This window comes from Falsiroseomonas frigidaquae, assembly GCF_012163145.1.
GTDB lineage: Bacteria > Pseudomonadota > Alphaproteobacteria > Acetobacterales > Acetobacteraceae > Falsiroseomonas > Falsiroseomonas frigidaquae.
The window spans coordinates 15,374-38,655 of record NZ_JAAVTX010000002.1 but is presented as its reverse complement, the minus strand read 5'-3'; the positions used below and the strand labels follow the sequence as shown (position 1 = coordinate 38,655).

The 23,282-nt window shown below is 71.4% G+C and carries 21 protein-coding genes; 12 read left to right on the top strand and 9 right to left on the bottom strand.

What is annotated here, in order from left to right; translation table 11 throughout:
- Positions 1–43: 43 nt before the first annotated feature.
- The 7 genes from HB662_RS04665 to HB662_RS04635 all read left to right on the top strand — a co-directional run bounded on the left by HB662_RS04665 (position 44) and on the right by HB662_RS04635 (position 7,894).
- Positions 44–928, top strand: coding sequence for a YihY/virulence factor BrkB family protein (locus HB662_RS04665; RefSeq protein ID WP_168047727.1), 885 nt, complete (start codon positions 44–46; stop codon positions 926–928).
- Positions 929–1,000: 72 nt separating this feature from the next.
- Positions 1,001–3,247 carry a TonB-dependent siderophore receptor gene (locus tag HB662_RS04660; protein ID WP_245185458.1) on the top strand — a complete coding sequence of 749 codons (2,247 nt, stop codon included), beginning with the start codon at positions 1,001–1,003 and terminating at the stop codon, positions 3,245–3,247.
- On the top strand, positions 3,241–4,044 hold the full coding sequence (locus HB662_RS04655; RefSeq protein WP_168047725.1) for an alpha/beta hydrolase: 804 nt from the start codon (positions 3,241–3,243) through the stop codon (positions 4,042–4,044). The genes HB662_RS04660 and HB662_RS04655 overlap by 7 nt, the downstream gene beginning before the upstream one ends.
- Before the next feature lie 10 nt (positions 4,045–4,054).
- Positions 4,055–4,930, top strand: coding sequence for a siderophore-interacting protein (locus HB662_RS04650; RefSeq protein ID WP_168047723.1), 876 nt, complete (start codon positions 4,055–4,057; stop codon positions 4,928–4,930).
- On the top strand, positions 4,927–6,033 hold the full coding sequence (locus tag HB662_RS04645) for an ABC transporter substrate-binding protein (RefSeq protein ID WP_168047721.1): 1,107 nt from the start codon (positions 4,927–4,929) through the stop codon (positions 6,031–6,033). The genes HB662_RS04650 and HB662_RS04645 overlap by 4 nt, the downstream gene beginning before the upstream one ends.
- Positions 6,030–7,100: a FecCD family ABC transporter permease gene (locus tag HB662_RS04640; RefSeq protein ID WP_168047719.1), complete on the top strand. Its 1,071-nt coding sequence runs from the start codon at positions 6,030–6,032 to the stop codon at positions 7,098–7,100. The genes HB662_RS04645 and HB662_RS04640 overlap by 4 nt, the downstream gene beginning before the upstream one ends.
- Positions 7,097–7,894, top strand: a complete 798-nt coding sequence (locus HB662_RS04635) for an ATP-binding cassette domain-containing protein (protein WP_168047717.1) — start codon at positions 7,097–7,099, stop codon at positions 7,892–7,894. The genes HB662_RS04640 and HB662_RS04635 overlap by 4 nt, the downstream gene beginning before the upstream one ends.
- An 8-nt stretch (positions 7,895–7,902) precedes the next feature.
- Here the strand turns inward: HB662_RS04635 and HB662_RS04630 are convergent, their stop codons facing one another.
- A complete protein-coding gene (locus tag HB662_RS04630; RefSeq protein WP_168047715.1) occupies positions 7,903–8,841 on the bottom strand; it encodes a dihydrodipicolinate synthase family protein in 939 nt (312 codons plus the stop codon).
- 28 nt (positions 8,842–8,869) lie between these two features.
- Positions 8,870–9,844, bottom strand: a complete 975-nt coding sequence (locus tag HB662_RS04625) for a LysR family transcriptional regulator (RefSeq protein ID WP_168047713.1) — start codon at positions 9,842–9,844, stop codon at positions 8,870–8,872.
- Between the two features lie 86 nt (positions 9,845–9,930).
- On the opposite strand from HB662_RS04625, the gene HB662_RS04620 reads away from it, so the two are divergent.
- The 4 genes from HB662_RS04620 to HB662_RS04605 are packed head-to-tail and all read left to right on the top strand — an operon-like array spanning position 9,931 to position 13,847.
- Positions 9,931–10,815 (top strand): FAS1-like dehydratase domain-containing protein, encoded by an 885-nt coding sequence (locus HB662_RS04620; protein WP_168047711.1) that lies wholly within the window; start codon positions 9,931–9,933, stop codon positions 10,813–10,815.
- Positions 10,812–12,020, top strand: a complete 1,209-nt coding sequence (locus HB662_RS04615; RefSeq protein WP_168047709.1) for a CoA transferase — start codon at positions 10,812–10,814, stop codon at positions 12,018–12,020. The genes HB662_RS04620 and HB662_RS04615 overlap by 4 nt, the downstream gene beginning before the upstream one ends.
- On the top strand, positions 12,017–12,985 hold the full coding sequence (locus HB662_RS04610) for a Bug family tripartite tricarboxylate transporter substrate binding protein (protein ID WP_168047707.1): 969 nt from the start codon (positions 12,017–12,019) through the stop codon (positions 12,983–12,985). The genes HB662_RS04615 and HB662_RS04610 overlap by 4 nt, the downstream gene beginning before the upstream one ends.
- 1 nt (position 12,986) lies before the next feature.
- Positions 12,987–13,847, top strand: a complete 861-nt coding sequence (locus tag HB662_RS04605; RefSeq protein WP_168047705.1) for an HpcH/HpaI aldolase/citrate lyase family protein — start codon at positions 12,987–12,989, stop codon at positions 13,845–13,847.
- Here the strand turns inward: HB662_RS04605 and HB662_RS04600 are convergent.
- The 3 genes from HB662_RS04600 to HB662_RS04590 form a co-directional block, all read right to left on the bottom strand.
- The gene (locus tag HB662_RS04600) at positions 13,836–14,267 is read right to left on the bottom strand and encodes a DUF1810 domain-containing protein (protein ID WP_168047703.1); all 432 of its coding nucleotides are present in this window, start codon (positions 14,265–14,267) and stop codon (positions 13,836–13,838) included. The two genes, HB662_RS04605 and HB662_RS04600, sit on opposite strands and share 12 nt — an antisense overlap.
- 2 nt (positions 14,268–14,269) lie before the next feature.
- Positions 14,270–15,409 (bottom strand): TauD/TfdA family dioxygenase, encoded by a 1,140-nt coding sequence (locus HB662_RS04595; RefSeq protein WP_168047701.1) that lies wholly within the window; start codon positions 15,407–15,409, stop codon positions 14,270–14,272.
- A gap of 73 nt (positions 15,410–15,482) precedes the next feature.
- Positions 15,483–18,368, bottom strand: a complete 2,886-nt coding sequence (locus HB662_RS04590) for an HWE histidine kinase domain-containing protein (protein WP_168047699.1) — start codon at positions 18,366–18,368, stop codon at positions 15,483–15,485.
- A gap of 215 nt (positions 18,369–18,583) precedes the next feature.
- Here HB662_RS04590 and HB662_RS04585 point away from each other — a divergent pair, with 215 nt between their 5' ends.
- Positions 18,584–19,300: a haloacid dehalogenase type II gene (locus HB662_RS04585; protein ID WP_168047697.1), complete on the top strand. Its 717-nt coding sequence runs from the start codon at positions 18,584–18,586 to the stop codon at positions 19,298–19,300.
- Positions 19,301–19,371: 71 nt separating this feature from the next.
- Here HB662_RS04585 and HB662_RS04580 read toward each other — a convergent pair whose 3' ends face one another.
- The 4 genes from HB662_RS04580 to HB662_RS04565 are packed head-to-tail and all read right to left on the bottom strand — an operon-like array spanning position 19,372 to position 23,250.
- Positions 19,372–20,139 carry an MBL fold metallo-hydrolase gene (locus tag HB662_RS04580; RefSeq protein ID WP_168047695.1) on the bottom strand — a complete coding sequence of 256 codons (768 nt, stop codon included), beginning with the start codon at positions 20,137–20,139 and terminating at the stop codon, positions 19,372–19,374.
- 12 nt (positions 20,140–20,151) lie between these two features.
- On the bottom strand, positions 20,152–21,126 hold the full coding sequence (locus tag HB662_RS04575) for a Bug family tripartite tricarboxylate transporter substrate binding protein (RefSeq protein WP_168047693.1): 975 nt from the start codon (positions 21,124–21,126) through the stop codon (positions 20,152–20,154).
- A 28-nt stretch (positions 21,127–21,154) separates the two neighbouring features.
- On the bottom strand, positions 21,155–22,240 hold the full coding sequence (locus tag HB662_RS04570; protein WP_209443116.1) for an Ldh family oxidoreductase: 1,086 nt from the start codon (positions 22,238–22,240) through the stop codon (positions 21,155–21,157).
- A 5-nt stretch (positions 22,241–22,245) separates the two neighbouring features.
- The gene (locus HB662_RS04565) at positions 22,246–23,250 is read right to left on the bottom strand and encodes a Bug family tripartite tricarboxylate transporter substrate binding protein (RefSeq protein WP_168047689.1); all 1,005 of its coding nucleotides are present in this window, start codon (positions 23,248–23,250) and stop codon (positions 22,246–22,248) included.
- Between the last annotated feature and the right edge of the window lie 32 nt (positions 23,251–23,282).

Here is a 23,282-nt window from a genome sequence, read left to right as displayed (position 1 = left end):
ACATGGTGGTCTCCTTCCAGATGCGTCTCAGGGTCAGCGCCTGATGCCGCCCCTGGTTGCAGGCGCGCGTGGCCGGCAGGGGGCGTCCTGGTGGCGCCTGCCCTGGCGCACGCTGCGCGAATCCTCGCGCCAGCATGTGCTGGACGAGGCCGGCGGCGTCGCCTTCTTCATGCTGCTTGGCCTCGGCCCGGCGCTGACGGCGCTGGTGTTGCTGTCCGGCCTGATCTTCGATCCGGCCCGGGCGACGCAGGATCTCATGCAGTTCACCCCTGTGATCCCGGAGGAGACCGCGCAGCTGGTCGGCAGCCTGCTGGAACGGCTGGCGCGGCAGGACCGCGATGCGCTGGGCCTCGGCGCCGCCGCCGGCCTGGCCGTGGCGCTGTGGAGCGCCAACCGGGCGATGCGCGCGCTGCTGCGTGCCCTGAACCATGTGCGCGGGGCGGAGGAGACGCGGGGCTGGCTGGCGCGTCGCCTGCTGGCGCTGGCCTTCACATTGGGTGGGCTGTTGCTGACGGCGCTGGCGATGGCCGCGGTGGTCGGCCTGCCGCTGGCCTTGCAGCTGATCGGGCTGGATGGCGCCGCGGATCTGGCGCTGCGGCTTGTGCGCTGGCCACTGCTGATCGCCGCGGTGGCGCTGTTCCTGGCGCTGCTGTACCGCTACGGGCCGTGCCAGGCGGAACCGGCCTGGCGCTGGGTGAGCTGGGGCAGCACCGTGGCGACGCTGCTGTGGCTCGCCGGCTCGGCCGCCTATTCCTGGTATGTCGGGCGGTTCGGCGGCCGCGATGGCGCCTATGGGCCGCTCGGCGCGGTGATCGGCTGCATGACATGGTTCTGGCTCTCGGCCGCGGCGGCGCTGCTCGGGGCGGTGCTGAATGCGGAACTGGAGCGGATGACGGGCGAACCGCCGCCCGAGGATCGCCCGGGCTGAAGCGGCGGTATGTTGCGAATAAATCGCATTTGCGATAAGGCGGCCTCTCCCGTTGGACTTGGGGTCCCCTTCATGCAGTACCGCCGCGCCATGCGCCTGGCCTCACCCGTTGCGCTGCCGCTCGGCCTGTCCGTGCTCCTGCCTGGGCTGCTGGCTGGACCCGTCGCCTTCGCGCAGACCGTCCTGCCCGGGGCGGAGACGGCCGCGCCGGCCGGCGAGGTGCTGCAACTCCCCTCGGTGGAGGTCCAGGCCACCGCCTGGCGTGCCTGGGAGCCGGTGCCCGGCTACGTCGCCCGCGTCACCACCACCGGCAGCAAGACCGACACGCCGCTGATCGAGGCGCCGCAATCCATCGGCGTCGTCACCCGCGACCAGATCGACGACCAGGGCGCTGCCAGCGTGGCCCAGGCGCTGCGCTACACCGCCGGTGTGCTGCCGGAGGTGCGGCCCTCCGCCCGCTATGACAGCGTCTTCGTGCGCGGCTTCGGCGGCCAGGGCACGGCGGCGGCCTTCGTCAACTACCTGGACGGCCTGCGCCAGGGCCGCGGCGGCGCCTTCGGCGTGCCCAACACCGACCCCTGGCTGCTGGAGCGGATCGAGGTGCTGCGCGGCCCGGCCTCCGTCCTGTACGGCCAGACCGGTGCCGGCGGCCTCGTCAACCTGGTCAGCCGCCGCCCCACCGCGACGCCGGTGAACGAGGTGCGGCTGGAAGCCGGCACCGATGCGCTGCTGCAGACCGCCTTCGACTTCGGCGGCCCGGCAACGGAGGATGGCCGCTTCCAGTACCGCCTGACCGGCATCGCCCGTACGGCGGAGAACCAGGTGGACCATGTCGGCGAGCAGCGCATCGCAATCGCGCCGTCACTGACCTGGCGGCCCGGCGACAACACCACGCTGACCTTCCTGGCTTCCTATCAGAACGACCCGGAGGGCGGCTTCTACAACTTCGTGCCCGCCACCGGCACGGTGCTGGCCAACCCGAATGGCCGCATCGGCCGCAACTTCTTCGGCGGCGACCCATCCTACGACGTGTTCAACCGCACCCAGGCCTCGATCGGCTACCAGTTCGAGCACCGGGTCGATGACACCTGGACCCTGCGGCAGAACTTCCGCTACGCGCATATCGATGCGGAGGTGAAGGTGCTGTCGATCCGCAGCATTGCCAACCAGCGTACCGGCACCCGCCTGGCCAGCTTCGTCTCCGACCATTCCAATGCCTATGCGCTGGACAACCAGGCGCAGGCCACCTTCCGCACCGGCGCGCTGCGCCACACCGCGCTGTTCGGCGTGGACTGGTTCCGCAATTCCGCGCGCACCCGCCAGGGCAGCAGCACCGCGGTCTCGACCATCGACCTGTTCGACCCGGTCTATTTCACCGCCAATCCGCAGATCAACACGGGCCTGAACGGCCTGACCAACCAGGAGCTGGACCAGCTCGGCTTCTACGCGCAGGACCAGATGGCGCTCGGCCGCTGGCGCTTCAATCTGGGTGTCCGCTTTGACAGCGCCCGCATCGGCACCACCACCCACCAGGCCAGCGGCGCCAACGCCACGCAGCTCTCGCAGCTCGACCAGGAAGTGACCTGGCGCGCCGGCGCGCTGTACCTGTTCGACAATGGCCTGGCGCCCTATGCCAGCTACTCGACTTCCTTCCTGCCGAACACCGGCACCGCCGCGCCGCAGCGGGGCGGCGGCACCTTCGATCCGACGACGGGCGAGCAGTACGAGGTGGGTGTGAAGTTCCAGCCGCCCGGCATGGACAGCTTCGTGCAGCTCGCCGGTTTCCACATCCGCCAGCAGAACGTGCTGACCGCCGACACGGTGTACGCCACCTACTCGACGCCGACCGGCGAGATCCGCTCCCAGGGCATCGAGCTGGAGGGCCGCGCCAGCCTGGACGACAACCTCGACCTGATCGGCACCTACGCCTACATCGATGCCGAGATCACCCGCTCCACCACCGCCGGCGTTACCGGCAACCGGGTGCCGCAGGTGCCGAACCACATCGCCAGCGGCTGGGCCAACTACCGCTTCACCGAAGGCCCGCTGCGTGGCCTCGGCCTTGGCGGCGGCGTGCGCTACATCGGCTCGACCTACGGCAACGACACGAACACCTTCGAGGTGGATGACGTGACGCTGTTCGATGCCGCCATCCGCTACGACCTCGGCGCCCGCTTCGAACGCGCCCGCGGCGTGGAGCTGTCTCTGAACGCGGCGAATATCGCGGACAAGGAATACATCGCGAGCTGCAACTCGGTGACCAACTGCTATTTCGGCAATGGCCGCACCGTGCTGGCCGGGCTGCGGATGCGTTGGTAGCCGAGGACGCGGTCCGGCTGCCGCGCAGCCTGGCGCGGGATGTCGCCGGCCACCGGCTGCTGGTCGCCTGGCCGGACACCCCGCCGCCGCCGGCCGGGCATCGCCTGCTGCTGCTGCTGGATGGCAACGCCACCTTCGCCACGGCCGTCGCGGCGCTGCGCCTGCAATCCGGTCGCGCGGAGGCCACCCATGTCGGCCCGGCGCTGATCGTGGGTCTGGGCCATGCCGGCGATGCGCCGCACGATCCGGTCGGTCGGCAGCGCGACTACACGCCGCCGCTGCCGGATGGCCCGCCGGGCAGCGGCGGCGTCGCCGCCTTCATCGCGCTGCTGGAGGCGGAGATCCTGCCGGCCATCGCCGCGCAATTTCCGCTGGATGCCGGCAACCGCGCGATCTTCGGCCATTCCCTCGGCGGGCTCTGCGTCGCCTGGACCCTGCTGCACCGCCCCGGCCTGTTCCGCCACCACATCGCCGCCAGCCCCTCGCTGTGGTGGGGGGAGGGGGAGGTGCTGCGCCAGGCGGCCGATTTCGCCGCCGCGCCGCCGGCCGCCGCCGCCGGGCTGCGCCTGCTGGTCACCCATGGCGGGCTGGAGAGCCACGACCCGGCGATGCCGCCGGACCGCCAGGCGCGGCTCGCCGCCCGCCAGCTGGGCGCGCGCGCCAGCGCCTTCGCGACCACGCTGGCCCCTGTGCTGGACACGGTGCGGGAGGTTGCGTTTCCCGGCGAGAACCACGGCTCCGTGCTGCCCGCCGCGCTGTCCCGCTCCCTCCGCTTCGCCCTGGACCCCGCCCTATGACCCCCGCCCCATGACCGAGCACCCCGCCCAGCCCTGGACCGCGCGCTGGCGTGGCATGCGTCGCCTTGCCGTGCTGCGCGCCGCCGCCGTCACGCCGGGGCTGCGCCGCATCACGCTGGGCGGGCCGGAGGGGCCGGGGCTCGATGGCGGGCCCAACCTGAAGCTGCTGCTGCCGCCGCGCCCCGGGGTGCCGCTTCACCTGCCGCCACGCGGTGCGGACGGCAAGCCGGTGTGGGTGGAGGACGCGCTGAAACCCGTCATCCGCACCTACACCGTCAGCCGCATCGACCCGCTGGCCGGCGAGCTGGACATCGACTTCGTGCTGCATGGGGATGAGGGTGTCGCCTCCGCCTGGGCCGCCCGCGCGCGGCCTGGCGATGCGGTGGGGGTGGCGGGCCTAGGTGGCCGCACCGTGCGCCCGGCGGCGCGCACCATCCTGGCTGGCGACCATACGGCGCTGCCCGCCATCACCAACATCCTGGCGGCACTGCCGCCCGAGGCGCGCGGCGAGGCCTTCCTGCAGGTGCCGGGGCCGCAGGAACAGGTGGGGCTGCGTCACCCGCCGGGCGTCAGCGTGACCTGGCTGCATGCCGACCCGCATAGTGATGCGCTGGTCCGCGCCGTGCAGGCGCTGGCGATCGCGCCGGGCGAGGATGTCTTCGCCTGGGTCGGCACCGAATCCACCGCCGCCCGCGCCCTGCGCGCGCATCTGCGCGACAGCTGCGGCGTCGATCGTCGCCGCATGCTGGTGATCGGCTACTGGAAGCTCGGCATGAGCGAGACGGAATACGGCCGCCAGCTCGACCACGACCGCGACGCCGACTACCACGCCGTCGCGCGGGAGGAAGCGGCCGGCCACAACCGCAATCAGGACGCCGCAGCATGAGCAAGCTGACCCGCCGCGCGCTGGCCGTCGCCTTCGCCGGCATTGCCGGCGCCGCCCGCGCCCAGGCGCCACGCCGCATCACGGACCTGCTGGGGCGGGAGGTTTCGCTGCCCGGCCCGGCGCGCCGGCTGGTGCTCGGCCAGGGCCGGCATGTGCTGGCCCTGGCGCTGCTGCATCCCGATCCGGTTTCCCTGCTCGTCGGCTGGTCCGGCGACCTGCGGCAGATGAACCCGCCGGACTATGCCCCGGTGCGCGCCCGCTTCCCGGCCGCCGATGCGGTACCGCTGGTCGGCCGCAACACGCTCGACACGCTCTCCGTCGAGGCCATCCTGACGGCACGGCCGGATGCGGTGGTGCTGAGCCGGGGCGGCGCCTCCGGCGGCGATGCCGGGGCGCTGGCGGACCGGCTCGGCAGCTACGGCATCCCGACGCTGGTGATCGATTTCTTCGCCGACCCGCTGCGCGACGCGCTGCGCAGCATGGCCATCCTCGGCGCGCTGATCGGCGCGGAGGACCGGGCGCGCGAATTCGCCAGCTTCCACACCGAACATCTGGCGCAGGTCGATGCCGGGCTGGCCGGCGTCGCGGCGCGGCCGCGCATCTTCATCCACGCCCATGCGGGCGGCACGCCCTGCTGCGCCTCCCCAGGCCGCGGCGTCTTCGATTCCTTCGTCCAGCGCGCCGGCGGCATCAACCTGGGGGCGGAGGTGCTGCCCGGCCTGGCCGGCACCGTGTCCCTGGAGCAGGTGCTTTCGCGCAGCCCGGATGTCTATGTCGCCACCGCAGGCCCCTTCGCGACGCGCGGCGGCATCGCCATGGGCAGCGGCGTCAGCCCGCAGGCGGCGCGGGACGGGCTGCGCACGGTGCTACAACGGGAACACCTTGTCGGCCTGCCCGCCGTCGCCGCCGGCCGCGCGCATGCCATGTGGCACGGCTTCAACGACACCCCCGCGCATGTCGTGGCGGTGGAGGCGCTGGCCCGCGCCCTGCATCCGGAACGCTTCGCGACGCTCGACCCGGCGGCGACGGTGGCGGAGCTGAACCGCCGATTTCTGTCCATCCCGATGCAGGGCACCTATTGGGTGGACCTGGCGTCCGGATGAGCATCCACGCCGAGATCGGGCATGCCGAGGCCGGCTACCGCCGGCTGCTGCTGCGCCGCGCCACGCTGCTGGTGTTGCTGGCGGCGGGGCTGGTCCTGGCCTTCCTGCTGGATGTCGCCACCGGCCCGGCGAGGCTGTCGCTCGGCACGGTGCTGCAGACCCTGCTGGCCGGGCCGGGTGCGACGGGGCCGGGGGCAGAGGGCATGAACGGGTTGATCATCTGGCAGGTGCGCCTGCCGCAGGCGCTGATGGCGATCCTGGTCGGCGCCGCGCTGGCACTGGCGGGGGCGGAGATGCAGACGGTGCTGGACAACCCGCTGGCCAGCCCCTTCACCCTCGGCGTGTCCTCCGCCGCCTCGCTGGGTGCGGCGCTGGCGCTGGTGCTGGGCAGCGGCGTGCCCTTCGTGCCGCAGGCCTGGCTGGTGCCGGCCAACGCCTTCCTGTTCTCGCTCGGCGCCATGACGCTGCTGCTCGGCCTGGCGCGGCTGCGCGGGGCGGGGGTGCAGGCGCTGGTGCTGTTCGGCATCGCGCTGGTCTTCGCCTTCAACGCGCTGGTGGCGCTGCTGCAATTCCTCGCCACCGAACAGGCGCTGCAGCAGCTGGTGTTCTGGACCATGGGCAGCCTGAGCCGGGCGAGCTGGCCGCAGGTCGGCGCCCTGGCCGCGGCGATGGCGCTGGTGCTGCCCTTCACCGCGCGGGCCGCCTGGCGGCTGACGGCGCTGCGCCTGGGCGAGGACCGTGCGCGATCCTTCGGCGTCGATACCGCGGCGACGCGGCGCGGTGCGCTGCTGCGCGTCAGCCTGCTGGCCGGGCTGTCGGTCGCCTTCGTCGGCACCATCGGCTTCGTCGGGCTGGTCGGCCCGCATGCGGCGCGGCTGCTGGTGGGGGAGGATCACCGCTTCTTCCTGCCGGCCTCCGCCCTGTGCGGTGCGCTGCTGCTGGCGCTGGCCTCGGTGATCGGCAAGCTGGCGGTGCCGGGGCTGATGCTGCCGATCGGCATCGTCACCGCGCTGATCGGCGTGCCGGTCTTCCTGGCGCTGGTGCTCGGCCGCGGACGCATGGCGTGAAGCCCGACCTGACCATCCAGGGGCTGCGCGTCGCCTATGGAAGCCGCGTGGTGGTGGAGGGGCTGAACCTGCCACCGCTGCGCCCCGGCACGCTGACCGCGCTGGTCGGCCCCAATGCCGCCGGCAAATCCACCCTGCTGCGCGGCATGGCGGGGCTGGTGCCGCGCACCCGCGGCGTGGTGCGGCTGGGCGAGCAGGACCTGCTGGCGATGCGAATTCCGGACCGCGCGCGCCATCTGGCCTACATGCCGCAGGGCCTGCCGGGCGGCGTTGCGCTGACCGTGCTGGAAACCCTGGTCGGCGCCCTGCGCGCCGTTCCGGGCGACAGGCCGGTCAGCGGGGCGGAGGCGACGCGCCGCGCGCTGGACCTGCTGCAGCGGCTGCAGATCGCCGACCTGGCCCTGCTGTCGCTGGACCGGCTCTCGGGCGGCCAGCGCCAGCTTGTCGGCCTGGCGCAGGCGCTGGTGCGCCGGCCGGATGTGCTGCTGCTGGACGAACCCACCAGCGCGCTGGACCTGCGGCACCAGCTTTCCGTCATGGACCTGGTGCACCGCATGGTGCGGGAGGAGGCGGTGATCGGCGTGGTGGTGCTGCACGACCTTGGCCTTGCCGCGCGCTTCGCCGACCGCGTGGTGGCGCTGAGCCAGGGCGCCGTGCAGGCCGATGGCACGCCGGAGGCGACGCTGACGCCGGGCCTTCTGGCCGCGGTCTATGGCGTTGCCGGGCGCGTCGAACGCTGCTCGCAGGGCCACCTGCTGGTGCTGCCCGACGCGCCCCTGCCGCCTTCAGTCTGAAGGCCGTCTCAGACTGGCGGCAGCTTCGCCCGCGCATCGTGCCGCGCCAGGCGGGACAGCAGGTATTCCACCTCCTGCCGCGCCGTGGCCGACATGGCGGAGGCCGGCCGGCGCTGCGCGTCGGAGGCGATGACGCCACGGCGCATCAGCACGTATTTCCGCACCGCCAGCCCGACGCCCGGCTGCAATTCGTAGCGGATCAGCGGCAGGTGCGCGTCGAACAGGTCATGCGCGCGGTCGCGCTCTCCCGCCTGGGACAGCTTCACCAGCTCCACCAGCATGTCCGGGAAGGCGTAGCCGGTCATCGCGCCATCGGCGCCGCGCGCCATCTCGAAATCCAGGAAGATGCCGCCATTGCCGCAGAGGATGCTGATCGGCCGCATCGAGCCATCCGCCTGGAAGCCGCGCAGCGCGGAGATCTTCTCCAGCCCCGGCCAATCCTCATGCTTCAGCATGACGCAGGAGGGCAGGTCGCTGACGATGCGGCGGATGATGCCGGGCGTCATCTGCACCTGGAACAGCTGCGGATAATCCTGCAGCACCCAGGGGATGTCCGGGCCGATCGCCTCGATCGCCTGGTGGAAATAGCCGATGATCGCCTCGTCATGGCGCAGATGGCTCGGGGGGGCGATCATCACGCCGGCCGCGCCGGCATCCATCACGCCGCGTGCGAGGGACCGCATGGCGGCAAAGCCCGGGGCGGTGACGCCGACGATGATGCCGGCCGACGCGGCGCGGCGGATGATGCGGCGGCTGAGTTCCAGCGATTCCGCGCCATCCAGCTTCGGTGCCTCCCCCATCACGCCGAGGATGGTCATGCCGGCGCAGCCGGCGCCGAGGAAGAAATCCGTCATCCGGTCCAGGCTGGACTCGTCGACGCGCCCATCCGGGTGGAACGGCGTCGGCGCGATGACGTAGACGCCCTTGGCAGTGACATCGAGTGGCATGATCGGGTCTTCTTCCTGGATGCGCGGTTTATCCGGCCGGCGCCGCCTTGCGTAAACCCCCGCGCCGAGCCTTCGGCGCCGCCTCCGCCCGGGCCCTTGGCGCGCCATCGGCGCGACGAAGCGCCTCCACGATACTGCTCATCAGGTTACGCGCCGCAGGCGAAAGCTGGCGTTCCCGCGGGCTAAGCAGGCCGACGCGCCGGGTCAGCGCCGGGCGGACCAGCCGCAGGGTCGCCAGGCTGGCCGGCAGCGGCTCCGGCAGGGCGGAGGCGGGCAATGCGACGATGCCGGCGCCGGCCGCCACCATGGCGATCGCCGTGGCCAGGTGTCGCACCTCGACGCGCCAGGTCGTGGGCACCCGCGCTTGGTCCAGCGCCGCATCGACCAGCCGCCGGTTCTCGCTGATGGCATGGGTGGAGACCATCTTCTCGTCGCGCAATTCCGCCCAGGCCGCGGACCCGCGCTGCGCCAGGCGATGATCCGCCGGCACCACCAGGAAGAAGGGCTCGTCGAATAGCGGCACGCGCTCCACGTTCCAGCGCTCCGCGCCGATCGCGGCCAGCGCGAAATCGATCCGGTTGGCCTCCAGCATGCTGCGGATCTCGGTGGCCGAGCTTTCATGCACCACCACCTCGGAATCCGGCCAAGCCCGCGCATGCGCGGCCAGGACTGGCCCAAGGTGCCGCACGGCGAGCGTCGGCAGGCAGCCGATCTCCACGCGCTGGCCACGATCCGGGTCCACCGCCCGGCGCATCGCCTCACGCAGCCGCGCGATCGCCTCCTGCGCCTCCGGCAGCAGGGATGTGCCGGCGGCGGTCAGGCGGATCGGCTGGGCGCGGCGGTCCAGCAGTTCTGCCCCCGTCACCCCCTCCAGCCGCTGCACGCGCCGCGTCAGCGCCGGCTGGCTGAGGCCGAGCCGGCTGGCGGCACGGCGGAAGGAGCCGAGTTCGGCCACGGCGATGAACGCCTCCAGCCCCGGCAGGTCGAGATACATGGCGAACATGATGCATCGGACGCATCACGCAGTCACCATATTGCATTGGACGCGGCGCGCCGCCGGGGCAAGACTTCCGGCTGGAGGAAACCACAATGCCCGATACGCACGCGCAGCCCGGCGACATGTCCGGCTGGATCGGCCGCCAGGAAGTGCTGGAGGATGAGGTGGCGCTGCCCATCGTCCGCCGCCTGGCCGCCCTGCTCGACCAGGACCCGATGCAGTACCGCCGCGGCGATGCGCTGCCGGAAGGCTGGCATTCCGTGTTCTTCGCGCCCATCGCCCGCCAGTCCCAGCTCGGCCCGGATGGCCACCCGCGGAAGGGCGATTTCCTGCCGCCGGTGCCGCTGCCGCGCCGCATGTTCGCCGGCCGCCGGCTGCGCTACCTGGCGCCGATCACCATCGGCGCGGAAATCCGCCGCACCTCCACCATCGCCTCGATCACGCCGAAGACCGGCCGCACCGGGCAGATGATTTTTGTCCGTGTCGATCATGTGGTGGAGATGGATGGCAAGCCGGTGCTGACCGAGCTGCACGACATCGTCTATCGCGAGGAAGCCAGGCCCGGCGCCGGCGCGCCGCCCAAGGCCGAGGCGCCCGTCGAACTGCCCACCCCGGACGAGACGCAGGTCTATGCGCCGGAGACGACGCATCTCTTCCGCTATTCCGCGCTGACCTATAACGGCCACCGCATCCACTACGACCAGCCCTATACGACGCAGGAGGAAGGCTACCCCGGCCTGGTCGTGAATGGCGGCCTGCATGCGCTGTTCCTGCATGAGATGGCACGCCGCAACCTGCCGGGCGGCAGGCTCGGCCGCTTCTCCGTGCGCAACGTGAACCCCTTCTTCGTCAACCGCACCGGCGAATTGCGCTGCAAGCGGGCGGAGGATGGCAGCCTCTCGCTCTGGGCGCTGAACGAGGCGGGCAGGATCGTGGCGCAGGCCGAAGCCGCCGCCGAGCCGGGCGAGATGGTGTGAGCCAGCCCGCCACCAAACGCGGCCCGCTCGCGGGCATCCGCGTGCTGGACTGCACCGGGGTCATCGTCGGCCCGACCTCCACGCTGCTGCTGGCCGAGCAGGGCGCGGAGGTCATCAAGGTGGAGCCGCCGGAAGGCGACCTGATGCGCAAGCTGGGCGGCAAGGCACCGGCCAATGCGCCGGGCATGTCGCCCAAATTCATGCATTTCAACCGCAACAAGCGGTCCATCGTGCTCGACCTGAAGGCGCCGGAGGGGCAGGAGGTGATCCGCCGCCTGGCCGAAACCTGCGATGTCTTCGTCAGCAACATGCGCCCGCGCGCCCTGGCCTCGCTCGGCCTGACCTGGGAGACGCTGTCGGCGCTGAACCCGCGGCTGGTGCATTGCACCATCGCGGGCTTTGCGACGGGCGGCCCCTATGATGGCGCGCCGGCCTACGACACCATCATCCAGGGCCTGTCCGGCGTCGCCGCCTGCCTGGAGGCGGTGATCGGCGAGCCGCGCTTCGCCCCCTTCGTGCTGACGGACCACATCGTCGGCATCATCGCCGCCCAATCCATCTGCGCCGCGCTGGTGGCCCGCGCGACGACCGGCGAGGGCCAGGCGATCGAGGTGCCGATGTTCGAGAATGCGGCCGCCTTCGTGCTGTCCGAACATCTCGGCCAGCGCACCTTCGACCCCGAGGGCAGCTTCGGCGATCCGCGCATCATGACGCCCGATGCGCGGCCGATGCAGACGCAGGATGGCTACATCTGCGTCTCCGCCAATACGGACCCGCAGGCGCGCGGCTTCTTCACCGCGATCGGGCGGCCGGAGCTGATGGACGATCCGCGCTTCCGCAACGTCTCCGCCCGCCTCGCCAATGTCGCGGATTACTTCGCGCTGCGGGCGGAGGTGCTGCGCGGGAAGACCACCGCCGAATGGGTGGCGCTGCTGCGCCGCCACGATGTGCCCGCCATGCCCTACAATACGCTGGCGAGCCTGCTGGAGGATCCGCAACTGCGGAGCTCCGGTGTGCTGACCAAGGAAGAAGGGGAGGATGAAAACATGCTGGGATTGCGACACGCAAACCGCTTCTCGGGCTCCAGCCTGCCGGAATCCCGGCTGGCGCCGCGCCAGGGGGAACATGCCGAGGAGATCCTCGCGGAACTCGGCTATGGCGCGGAAGATCGCGCGCGGCTGATGGGGAAGGGGGGCGCGGCATGAACCGGCGCCAGCTTCTCGCCGCCACCGCCGCCACGCTGGCGGCGCCCGCCGTGCAGGCGCAGGGCGCCTGGCCGAACCGGCCGATCCGGCTGATCGTGCCCTTCCCGCCGGGGGCGGCGAATGACACGCTGGGGCGCGCCATGGCGGACCAGCTCTCGCCCCGCCTCGGCCAGCCCGTGGTGGTGGAGAATCGCGGCGGCGCCGGCGGCACCATCGGGTCGGAAGCCGTGGCGCGTTCGGCGGCGGATGGCTACACGCTGCTGCTCGGCCACATCGGCACGCTGGCGGTGAATGTCGCCATGTACCCCAATCTCACCTACAGCCCGGTGCGCGACTTCGCGCCGGTGGCGATGATCGCCACCACGCCGAACGTGCTGGTGGTGCATCCGCGCCAGCCCTACCAGGACCTGCGCGGCCTGGCCGACTACGCCAAGGCCAATCCCGGCAAGCTGCGCTACTGCACCGCCGGCAATGGCAGCGCCGGCCACACCGTCATGCTCGCCTTCCTGCATGCGACGAAGCTGGAGATGGAGCATGTGCCCTATCGCGGCCTCGGCCCGGCGCTGAACGACCTGGTGGCGGGGCATGTCGACCTCACCTGGGGCGGCGCGCCGACGGTGATGCCGCTGGCCCGCCAGGGCCTGCTGCGCGCGCTCGGCGTCTCCTCCGCCCAGCGCGTGCCGAGCCTGCCGGATTTGCAGACCGCGGCGGAGACGGTGGCGCCGGGCTTCGACGCCGTGCCCTGGTACGGCATCGCCGCGCCCACCGGCACGCCTGATGCGGTGATCCGCCGCCTCAATGCCGAGATCAATGCCAGCCTGAACACGGCGGAGGTCTCCGCGCGGCTGCGGCAGGATGGCGCGGAGCCGTCCCCCACCACGCCGGAAGCCTTCGGCACCTTGATCCGCAGCGAGGTGGCGCGCTGGAGCGAGCTGATCCGCGCCGCCGGCGTGACGGCGAACTGACATGACCCAGACCCAACGCGCCGCCACCTGGCGCTCCATGCTCTACGTGCCGGCCAATGTGCCGCGCTTCGTCACCAAGGCGCCGGGCGCGGGCGCGGATGCCATCATCCTCGACCTGGAGGACAGCGTGCCGGTGGCGCAGAAGGATGCGGCGCGGGACGGGCTGGCCGATGCGGTGGCCACCTGCCGCACCGGTCCCTCCGCGGTGCTGGTCCGCATCAACCGACCCCTGCGCATGGCGGTGCGGGACATCGAGGCGGCGATCGCCTGCGGCGTGGACGGCATCCTGGTGACCAAGGCGATGGATGGCGGCCATGTCCGCCTCCTCGCGGAGATCGTCGATGAGCTGGAAGGCCCCACGCCGCGCTGCGTGCTGCTGCCCCTGATCGAAAGCGCCTCCGCCATCGACCGCATGGCGGAAATCGGCGCGGCGTCCCCACGGGTCGCCGGGCTGCTGGTGGGCGCGGAAGACCTGGCGGCGGAAATCGGCTGCACCTCGGATGACGAGGTGATGGTCGCGATCAAGCGCCGCATGGCGGTGGCCGCCGCGCAGGCGGGCGTGGCGGCGATGGGCACGCTTGGCTCCATCGCGGATTTCCGGGACCAGGAGAAGCTGCGCGACGTGGTGGCCCGGTCCCGCCGCGCCGGCTTCACGGGGGGAAGCTGCATCCACCCGGCGGTGATCCCGATCCTGAACGAGGGCTTCGCACCCAGCGAGAAGGAACTCGACCTGGCCCGGCGCCAGATCGCGGCGGCGGAGGCGGCGGAAGCCGGGGGACGTGGATCCTTCGAGGTGGATGGCCGCATGGTGGACGAACCCATCCTGCGCCGCGCCCGGCGCATCCTCGCCTCAGCGCGCTGAAGCCAGCAGCTCCAGCGTGCGCGTATCGGCGGCATTGTTGAAATGCCGCCGCAGCGCCGCGCCGAACACCGGCTGCTCCGGCCAAGCCGCATTGAACAGCGTCATGCAGGAGCGGAACTTCAGGTCGTCGGGGCTGCCGAAGATCGCGTGCACCGAGCGATCCGGCACGGCCAGCACCAGCTCCGTGCACGCCACCAGCCGCGGCCCGAGCAGCGGATGCGCCGCATAGGCCTGCGCCTCGGCCAGCGAGCCGATGCCGTAATGTCGTGCGGTGGCACTGCGTCCCAGCTCGCGCAGCTGCGGGAAAACGAACCACATCCAGTGGCTGCGCTTGTGGCCCTGCCGCAGCTCCTGCTCGACCGCCGCCATCACAGGGTCCTGCGCCTGCACGAAGCGCGCCAGGTCGAAGGGGTCCGGCATGGTCAGCCGGGCCTGATCCAGTCGGAGGCCTTGGGCACGGATTTCGTGATGGCGAGCACGGAATTGTCGCGGATCCGCACCTCCTGCATGGCGCGCAACTCCGCCAGATAGCTGCCGGGCAGGTCCATCAGCGGCCGGCGATTGGTGTGCTGCCAATGGCCGCAGGAATCCGGCGTCAGGTAGATCTGGTCGGGCTCCCGCGCCGGCCATTCCGGCACATGCAGCCACAGCCGCATCAGGTGGCGCCGCTGCGTGACGTCCTCCGCATCCTCGTAATCGGTGCGGCCATGCAGGATGGCGCGGTTGTTGAGGAACTGGATGTCACCGGGCTCGAAATCCATGTCGAGGTGGAATTCCGGCGACCGCGCCAGGCGCTGCCATTCCTCCAGCGCCTCCACCTCCGCCGCGGAGAAGGCGATGCCGCCCTGTTCCACCGCATAGCGGATGCAGCCGGAGGCGGAGCAGGTGATGCGGCCATCGCGCTGCGACACGAAGGGCAGACGATGGTCCGTCTGCAGCGGCACCATCGGCGAATGCAGCGCATCCATCTCGTGGTTGCGATGGTGGAAGCCGCGATACAGCACTTCCAGCAGGTCCGGCCGTGTCTCCAGCAGGTGGTTGTGCAGCGCGGCCGCGCTGACGATGCGGCTGGCCCCACCGGCGCGGGCGCCGCGCAGGCACATCAGGGATACGATGTCGCAGGCCGTGCCATCGACGTGGAACATCATCTCCCCGGCCTGGTTGTAGCCGCGGGTGCGTTCGACGATGTCGCTGATGTTGATGACGCTGCCCAGCAGCTCCCCCTTCCAGGATTGCGCCAGCGGGCGGCCCAGATGGGCACCGATCCCGACATAGATGCGCGCCATCTCATCCGCCGTGTAGCGTTCACGCGGAAAGCCGCGCAGCAGGCTGGCGCCACGGCCGTTCAGCAGTGCGTCCTTGACCCGCCGCAGTGTTCCGCCCAGCACCGGGGCCGGGAAGCGCTCCGCCGTGATCTCCGGGATATCCAGGTCCTGGCAGCGCCGCAGCGCCGCATCGATCTCGGCGATCTCGACCGGCGAGAGGACGTGCATCATCTCCGTCCGGTAGTCGATGTCCGGCCCTTTCCAGGCCATCGGGGAGTCGATCTTCTGCAGCCGCATGGCCTCGGTTTCCCTACGCGTGCCGCCTCGCAGCTTCCGCCCGTTCGCTCCGGCCCGCAATGCCCAAGCGGCGTCAGTAACAGACACGCAGCGTGTCCGCAGGCGGCGGGCGGCGTCCTGCGCGGGACGTCGCCTGTGGTTGCCCGGATGGCGGCAGCAGGCGGGTCAGCGCCGCGGTAAGGGCGGCGCGGTCCACCGGCTTGCGCAGCAGCGCGGTGCGGCCCTGCCCACCCTCCGGCGTCCAGCCGCCGGGCAATTCGCTGTAGCCGGTCGCGAAGACCACCGGCACATCGCGCTGCACAAGCAGGTTCGCGACCGGGAACGCCGCGTGCCCGCCGAGATTGACGTCCAGCACGGCGCCGTCGAGGTGCCCCGCCTCCTGCTCCGCCAGGCGCAGGGCCTCGGCCAGGGTGGCGGCCGGGCCGACAACCTCGCAGCCCAAGCCGTGCAGGATCGCCTCGACATCCATGGCGACCAGCGGCTCGTCCTCAACCACCAGGATGCGCTTCTGCCGCAGGCTGCGACGCGCCTGTTCCTCGGCCGGAGCATGGTCCGGACCGTGCCGCGGCCCGGCGCCGGGCGCCACTGGCCCCGCGCCTTCGGGTGCCGCTGGCCATGCGCCTTCGGGCGCCATTGGCCCCGCGCCTTCAGGCGCCATTGGCCCCGCGCCTTCAGGCGCCATTGGCCCCGCGCCTTCAGGCGCCATTGGCCACGCGTCTTCAGGCGCCACCGGCTCCGCGCCATCCGGTGCCAGCGGCCATTCGCCTTCCGGCGCCACCGGCAGCACCCGGTCCGGGGCGATCAGCAGCTCGCAGCGCAGCCCCGCCGGGGGCCATCCGAAGGTGACGCTGCCATGCAGCTGGCCGGTCACGGTGGCAATGATCATGCGGCTGCCGAAGCCGCGCCGTTGCGGCGGCCCGGGCAGGGCCGTCGGCAGGCCGGATTCGGACCAGGTCAGGCGCAGGCCGCCCTCGGGCCGCATCGTCCAGCTCACCTCCAGGTGGCCGCCGGGCGCGGCGAGCGCGCCGTGCTTGGCCGCATTGGTGGCAAGTTCGTGCAGCACCAGGGAAACCGGCTGCACGGCGTCCGGCACCAGTCGCACCGCCGGCCCGTCCAGGCGCAGGCGGCCCGCCGCGGCATAGGGCGCGAGTTCGGTCTCAATCAGCTCCCGCAGATCGCCGCCGCCCCAGCGTTCCCGCGCCAGCAGGGTATGCGCGCGCGCCAGCGCATTGACGCGGCCTTCGACCGCCGCCGCGAAATCCTGCTGCCCATCCGCGCGGGTAAGCCGCAGGATGGACTGGACGACGGCCAGCGCATTCTTGGCGCGGTGGTCCACCTCCCGCATCAGCAGGACCTGCCTGGCCTCCGTCGCGCGACGCTCCGTGATGTCCTCGCCCGAGGCGACCACGGCGATCAGCACGCCATCGGGATCGTGCAGGATCGTGTTGCGCCAGATGATCAGGCGTTCCTCGCCATCGGCGCGCAGGACCGGGTTCTCATATGAACCCGGTATCACGGCCCGGCCCGCCAGGATGTCCTGGAACACCGCGCGTACCGGCTCGCGCAGCCGATGCGGCAGGAAGCTGTCGAACCAGTCGCGCCCCACGGCCTGCGCCTCCTCCTCGAGCCCCAGGACGAGAAGACCGTGCCGATTGATGCTGCGGACGGTGCCATCCGGGCCAAGCACCACAAGCACCGCATGGGCGACGTCGAAATACAGCCGGGCGCGATCGCGTTCGGACCGCAGAAGCTGCGCGGATTCCTCCGCGGCGGCGGCACGACCCTCGGAGACGGCGCGCGCGCGGGTGGCCTGGGATGCGCGCGCCAGGGCATGGCGCAGCGCCTCGAACTCCGCCACCGGCGAAGGCGGCGCGGGCGGCGGCGGTGGCGCCGCCGCGGCGACCGCTTCCGCCTCCCGCACCAGGGCCTGGACCGGGCGCAGCAGGCTGCGGGCGAGCAGGCCGGCGAGGGCCAGCGCCGCCGCGATCAGGGCCGCGGCGCCGATGGCCAGCCGTTCCAGCGGGGTGCGCCAGGCAGCTTGGTATTCGGCGCGAGAGGCGGTGACCACCACCGCCCAGGGCACCCGGTCCAGCCGATGGAAGGCCGCGACGATCGGCGGACCTTCGAGCGATGACCCGGAGGCGAGGCCGATCTCCCGCTCGCGCAGCGGCGCCGCGACCCAATCCGGCGCCGGCTGGCCGCTCGCCTCGGCTTGGCCGATGGACCGCGCGACGATGGTGCCGTCCGCCACCTGGATCAGCCCGGCGATCTCGCCATCGCGGACATAGGTCAGCAGCCTGGCCAGGCGGCTCGGGTCGAAGGCGAGGAGCAGCGCGAGCGGCACAGCCGGCACCGGCTGTGCCACGCCGGACTGCGGCACGGGAACTCCGAGCCCTGGATCCACCGGCACGACAACGGCGAGCACGCGCCGCTGCGCCACGCTGCCGACGAAGAGATTGCTCACGACGGGTGCGCCGGTATCGATGGCCTGGGCGATCCAAGTCACGCCCTTGGCCACCGGCAGCTCCGAATTCAGGGGCCGCTGCGTGTTGAAGACCTGCCTTCCATCCGCCTGGACCAGGACCACCCAGCCACCGAACGCCTCGCCGACGGCGCGCGCGCGCTGATAGAGATCGGACAGAGTCCCGTTATCCTGGGCCTGCGGCCAGGCCTGCGCGAATTCGCGGAGCGCCCGCGACCCTGCCAGGGAGCTTACCGCCGTGACGGCAACCTCAATCTCCCGGTCGATCGTCACGGCCAGCGTCCTGGCACCGCCCTGCAGGGCCGACTGGACCACCTCCCGGTATGCGCGGCCAAGCTGCCAGGCCGTCAGCCCCCCGGCGAACAGGGCGGGAAGCAGAACCGCCAGGGTGAGGAGCAGGAGATGGACCTTGAGCGCCAGCGGCCGACGCGTGCGCTGCGGGCGCCCGGGTCTGCCCGGGCGATCCATCTCGTTCATACGATATCGGCTCCCCTGGACCTGCCTCGCCCCGGCGTTGCGCGCGGCGGGTCTGTCGCGGAGCATTCCGCCTCATGCACAACCCATGCGACGACGCGAAGTTCCCCCGGTCCGCGGCGCAAGGAAAGCCTCGCGCCGGAAAATCGCCGGGTCCGTTGTGCACGATTCCGCCGCCATTCATGATGCACCGCGCGGGATAGGGGAGAGGCAGGGCGATGCAACTGAGTGATTTCCGGATTCTGACCTTCGACTGCTACGGCACGCTGATCGATTGGGAGGGCGGCATCCACGCCGCGCTGCAGCCCCTGCTGGCCAGTGCCGGTACGGCGATCGGCCGCGAGGCGGCGCTGCAGGCCTTCGCACGGCTGGAGGCGGACCAGGAGGCCCTGACGCCGGACATGATCTACTCCGACCTGCTGGCCGAAGTGCATCGCCGGCTGGCCCGCGAATGGAATGTCCCGATGGATGAGGCGGCGCATCGTCGCTTCGGCGCATCCGTGCCGGATTGGCCCGCCTTCCCGGATTCCGCGGAGGCGCTTGCCTACCTCAAGCGGCATTTCAAGCTGGTGATCCTGTCCAACGTCGATCGCACCAGCTTCGCCGGCAGCAACCGCCGGCTCGGCGTGGAATTCGACGCGATCTACACGGCGCAGGACATCGGCAGCTACAAGCCCTCCGACCGCAATTTCACCTATATGCTGGAGAAGCTGGCGGCGCTTGGGCATGGGAAGGGCGAGATCCTGCATACGGCGCAGAGCCTGTTCCACGACCATGCCCCGGCCCGCCGCGCCGGCCTCGCCACCGCCTGGATCGACCGGCGGCACGACCAGGATGGCTGGGGCGCCACGCCGCCGGCGGAGGCGGGGCATGATTTCCGCTTCACCAGCCTGGCGGCCCTGGCGGCGGCCCATGCCGCGGAGCGGCAGAGCTGAAGCCGGCGGAGCGGCAGAGCTGAAGCGGCGGAGCGGCAGGGCTGATGCCGGCGGAACAGGGCGGCTGAACCCTATTCCGGCGGCGCCAGTTCGAAGCGTGTCATCTCCTCCAGGCTGTCGCCGAACCAGGCCTTGATGCCGGAGGTCTGACGGCCGATCGGGCGCGGCACGCCATTCTCCACCACCATCGGCAAATCATGGCCGGGGATCAGCAGGCAGCCAGGGCGGGTGCGGCAGATCTCCCACACCATCTCCACCGTCGCGCGGCTGATCGCAGCGTCATAGGTCATGTCGGTGCGCCGCGTGGTCAGCTCCACGCGGTTCTTCACGGCGTCCTGCAGCAGCACGCAATCCTGGCCGTCACCCTCGATGATGAAGATCAGGTGGCCCGGCGTGTGGCCGGGGGCCAGATGCGCGGTGATGCCCGGCAGCACCGTGTCCCCCTCATCCACCAGGTGCAGCGTCGGCCAGGTGGACAGCGCCAGGATGGTGTGTTCCGGCACCGGCGTGGTGCCCCATTCCACGCCGAGCGCCCAGGCCATCTCCTTCCGGCCGATGGCGATGCGGGCCTGGCGGAACAGCGGCCAGTTCACCGCATGGTCGTGATGCGAGTGGCTGAGCAGCAGGTCCGTCACCTCGCCGGGTGCCACGCCATGCTTCGCCAGCGCATCCACCAGCGTGCGCCGCTGGCCGAAGCCGCCGCCATCCAGCACCACGATGCGGCCATGGCCGCGCAGCAGCGCGATGGTGCTCCAGCCGAGGCCGCCATGCTGCGTCGCCTTGCCGGGAAAGCCCGGCACGAGGATGTCCAGAACCCAACCGCCGCCCTGCCACTGCATCTGCGCGCTCCCTCAGTCCAGCCGCACGCCGGAGGCTTCGACCACCGGCAGCCACAGCGCCAGCTGCTGTTCCCAGAAGCGCTGCAACTCCGCCGTGGTGCTGCCCGCCGGCTCCGCCCCCGCCTCCCGCAGCCGTCGCGCCAGGTCGGGCTTGGCGACGGCGGCGCGGATCGCGCCTTCGAGCCTGGCAATGGCGGAAGCCGGCGTGCCGGATGCGGCGAAGACCGCCATGATGTTCATGATCTCGAAATCCTCGAAACCCTGTTCGATGGCCGTCGGCACGTCCGGCAGCGCCGGATTGCGTTCCCGCGCCAGCACCGCCAGCGCGCGGACATTGCCGGAACGGACATGCGGCGCCTGGGAGGAAATGCCCTCCACCAGCCAATCCACATTGCCGGCGATGAGGTCGGCATAGACCAGCCCGGCACCGCGATAGGGCACATGCACCGCCTGCGTCCCGCTGCGCAGGTTGAACAGATGCGCGCCGAGATGGTTGATGCTGCCGGCGCCGGCCGAGCCATAGGTCAGGCGGCCCGGCGACTCCTTCATCACGGCGACGAATTCCTGCAGCGTATTGGCGCGCACATGCTTGCCCACCGTCAGCACCATCGGCAGCGTCGCGACCAGCGACACGGGGGTGAAGGCGGTGCGCGGATCCAGCCGCGGGTCGCGCATCAGCCCCGCATTCAGCACCGCGTTGGTGATGGTGAACAGCGCCATCGCGTGGCCATCCCGCGGTGCGCCCAGCAGCGCCTCCGCGCCGATGACGCCGGCAGCGCCGCCCCGGTTCTCGACCAGCACGGTGCGGCCGCCCAGCGCCTCCTGAATGCCGGGGGCGAGGATGCGCCCGACCACATCCGTCGCGCCACCGGGCGCGAAGGGCACGATCATGCGGACGGTCTGGCTGGGAAATTCGGATTGCGCGCGGGCCGGCGCGGCCAGCCCCGCGGCGGCCAGGCCGCCCAGGGCACGTCGGGTGATGTTCATTGTCGTTGCCTCCCTTTTTTGTCGTTGCCTATGGCATCAGGCACGGCACCCCGGCGCGTTCACAGACGCCGCGCAGCTGCCGCGCCAGGCTTGCGGGCACCGGGATGCCTTCCGCCAGGCGGCGGGCGCGGCTGGCGACTTCCGGATCGCCGGCGACCAGCACGGGCTTCGCCGGGTCGGAAGGCGGCGTCGCGTGCAGCACCTCGATCGCCTCGTCCAGGTCGGCCTCGAATGCGCCTTCCTCGCGGAAGCAGTCCGGGTCGATCGCCATGAAGAAATGGCCGAGATTATCCGGATCCTCCGGCCGCTGGGTGCGGTTGCGGATCGGCGAGAAGCTGGCGCCGGAGAGCACGCCGCCCAGGATATGCACCATCATCGCCAGGCCGTAGCCCTTGTGGCTGGCCATGTCCGGCGTGCCGCCGAGTGGCGTCAGCCCGCCCTGATGCGTCACCCGCAGCCGGTGCCAGGCCTCCGTCGCATCCGTCACCGGCTGGCCGGCCTCGTCCAGCACCCAGCCGGCGGGCAGGGGCTTGCCTTGCAGGTCGTGCACCTTGACCTTGTTGCTGGCGCAGCTGCTGGTTGCCATGTCGAGCCGGAACGGCGGGTTGCGCCCGGCCGGCGCGGCGAAGGCCAGCGGGTTGGTGCCGAGCAGCGGGATGGAACCGCGTGTCGGCACGACGGAGATGCTGCGCGTCGCGCTGGTCACCATGCCGACCAGCCCCTCCGCCGGGGCCAGCGCCGCGTAGTAGCCGGCGGCGCCGAAATGGTGGGAGTTCCGCACCGTCACCACGCCGACGCCCGCCACCTTCGCCTTGGCCATCGCCAGCTTCATGCCGAAGACGGCGGCCGGGTGGCCCAGCCCGGCATCGGCATCGACCAGCGCCGTGACGGGATTTTCCCGGATGATGCGCGGTTGCGCCTGCAGGTTCAGCCGGCCCTTGCGGCGGCTTTCGTCGTAATCCATCAGCATCGAGATGCCGTGGCTGTCGACGCCGGCGAGGTCCGTCTCGATCATCACCTCCGCCGTCACGCGCACCGTCTCCGGCGCCATGCCCCAGGCGGTGAGGACCGAGGTGATCTGCGCGCGGCAGGTCTCGGCGGGCACCAGATGCATGTCGCTCATTCCGGCTTGAGGCCCGCGATCTCGATGGCACGGCGCGCCTTCGCCAATTCACCCTGCAGGAAGCGGGCGAGATGGTCGGTGGTCAGCTCCTCCGGCGTCGGCGGCGTGACGCTGAAGGAATCCAGCCGCGCGCGGATCTCGGGATCGCGTGCCGCCTCGCCGACCAGCGCCTGGATACGGCCGAGGATCGGTGCCGGCGTGCCGACCGGTGCGAAGAGCCCGACGAAGGAGGCGGCGAGGAAATCCTTGTAGCCCGCCTCGATGAAGGTCGGCACCTCCGGCACCTGCGGGGAGCGCTGCGGGGCTGCGATGCCGAGGATGCGGCCGCGGCCATCGCGGTGCAGGTCCAGCACGCTGGACAGCTCGATGAGGATGCCATCGACATTGCCGGCGACGAAATCCGGCAACGTGGCGCCGCCGCCGCGATAGGGCACATGCACCAGGTTGGCGCCGGTCTCCGCCTTGAACAATTCCAGCGGCAGGTGGTTGGCGCCGCCGATGCCGGAGGTGCCGATCGTCACCCCCTGGCGGCGCGCCTTCGAGAAGGCCACCAGTTCCGGCAGCGTGCGCACGGGCAGGGATGGGTTGACGATGATCACCATCGGCACCTGGCCGAACATGGCGACGAAGGTGAGGTCGGTGATCGGGTCGAACCGCTTGTTCGCCAGCAGCAGCGGGCTGTTGACGATGGAGCCCGGGCTGCCGATGAGGAAGCTGGTGCCATCGGCGCGGGACCGGATCACGGCCTCCGTCCCGATCGCGCCGGAGGCACCGCTGCGGTTCTCCACCACGATGGGCTGGCCGAGCTTCGCCGAGATATGGGTGCCGTAGAGGCGCGCCAGCACGTCGGTATTGCCGCCGGCGGCGAAGGGCACGACGAAGCGGATCGGCCGGTCCGGCCAATTGCCCTGGGTAGCGTTGCCCTGCGCCATGGCGCCGCGCGCGGCCAGCGTCGCCGCGGTGGCGCCCAGCAGCAGGCGCCGCCCGAAGATCGGGTTCATAAGCAGTATCCTCCCTTGAATCCGCTCTGCGG

Coding starts and splice junctions, on each gene's coding strand:
- HB662_RS04580 (WP_168047695.1), bottom strand. CDS start 20,139: ATGCAGTGGCAGGGCGGCGGTTGGGTTCTGGACATCCTCGTGCCGGGC.
- HB662_RS04605 (WP_168047705.1), top strand. CDS start 12,987: ATGACCCAGACCCAACGCGCCGCCACCTGGCGCTCCATGCTCTACGTG.
- HB662_RS04610 (WP_168047707.1), top strand. CDS start 12,017: ATGAACCGGCGCCAGCTTCTCGCCGCCACCGCCGCCACGCTGGCGGCG.
- HB662_RS04575 (WP_168047693.1), bottom strand. CDS start 21,126: ATGAACATCACCCGACGTGCCCTGGGCGGCCTGGCCGCCGCGGGGCTG.
- HB662_RS04645 (WP_168047721.1), top strand. CDS start 4,927: ATGAGCAAGCTGACCCGCCGCGCGCTGGCCGTCGCCTTCGCCGGCATT.
- HB662_RS04630 (WP_168047715.1), bottom strand. CDS start 8,841: ATGCCACTCGATGTCACTGCCAAGGGCGTCTACGTCATCGCGCCGACG.
- HB662_RS04625 (WP_168047713.1), bottom strand. CDS start 9,844: ATGTTCGCCATGTATCTCGACCTGCCGGGGCTGGAGGCGTTCATCGCC.
- HB662_RS04620 (WP_168047711.1), top strand. CDS start 9,931: ATGCCCGATACGCACGCGCAGCCCGGCGACATGTCCGGCTGGATCGGC.
- HB662_RS04660 (WP_245185458.1), top strand. CDS start 1,001: ATGCAGTACCGCCGCGCCATGCGCCTGGCCTCACCCGTTGCGCTGCCG.
- HB662_RS04570 (WP_209443116.1), bottom strand. CDS start 22,240: ATGCATCTGGTGCCCGCCGAGACCTGCCGCGCGCAGATCACCTCGGTC.
- HB662_RS04665 (WP_168047727.1), top strand. CDS start 44: ATGCCGCCCCTGGTTGCAGGCGCGCGTGGCCGGCAGGGGGCGTCCTGG.
- HB662_RS04650 (WP_168047723.1), top strand. CDS start 4,055: ATGACCGAGCACCCCGCCCAGCCCTGGACCGCGCGCTGGCGTGGCATG.
- HB662_RS04600 (WP_168047703.1), bottom strand. CDS start 14,267: ATGCCGGACCCCTTCGACCTGGCGCGCTTCGTGCAGGCGCAGGACCCT.
- HB662_RS04565 (WP_168047689.1), bottom strand. CDS start 23,250: ATGAACCCGATCTTCGGGCGGCGCCTGCTGCTGGGCGCCACCGCGGCG.
- HB662_RS04595 (WP_168047701.1), bottom strand. CDS start 15,409: ATGCGGCTGCAGAAGATCGACTCCCCGATGGCCTGGAAAGGGCCGGAC.
- HB662_RS04585 (WP_168047697.1), top strand. CDS start 18,584: ATGCAACTGAGTGATTTCCGGATTCTGACCTTCGACTGCTACGGCACG.
- HB662_RS04590 (WP_168047699.1), bottom strand. CDS start 18,368: ATGAACGAGATGGATCGCCCGGGCAGACCCGGGCGCCCGCAGCGCACG.
- HB662_RS04640 (WP_168047719.1), top strand. CDS start 6,030: ATGAGCATCCACGCCGAGATCGGGCATGCCGAGGCCGGCTACCGCCGG.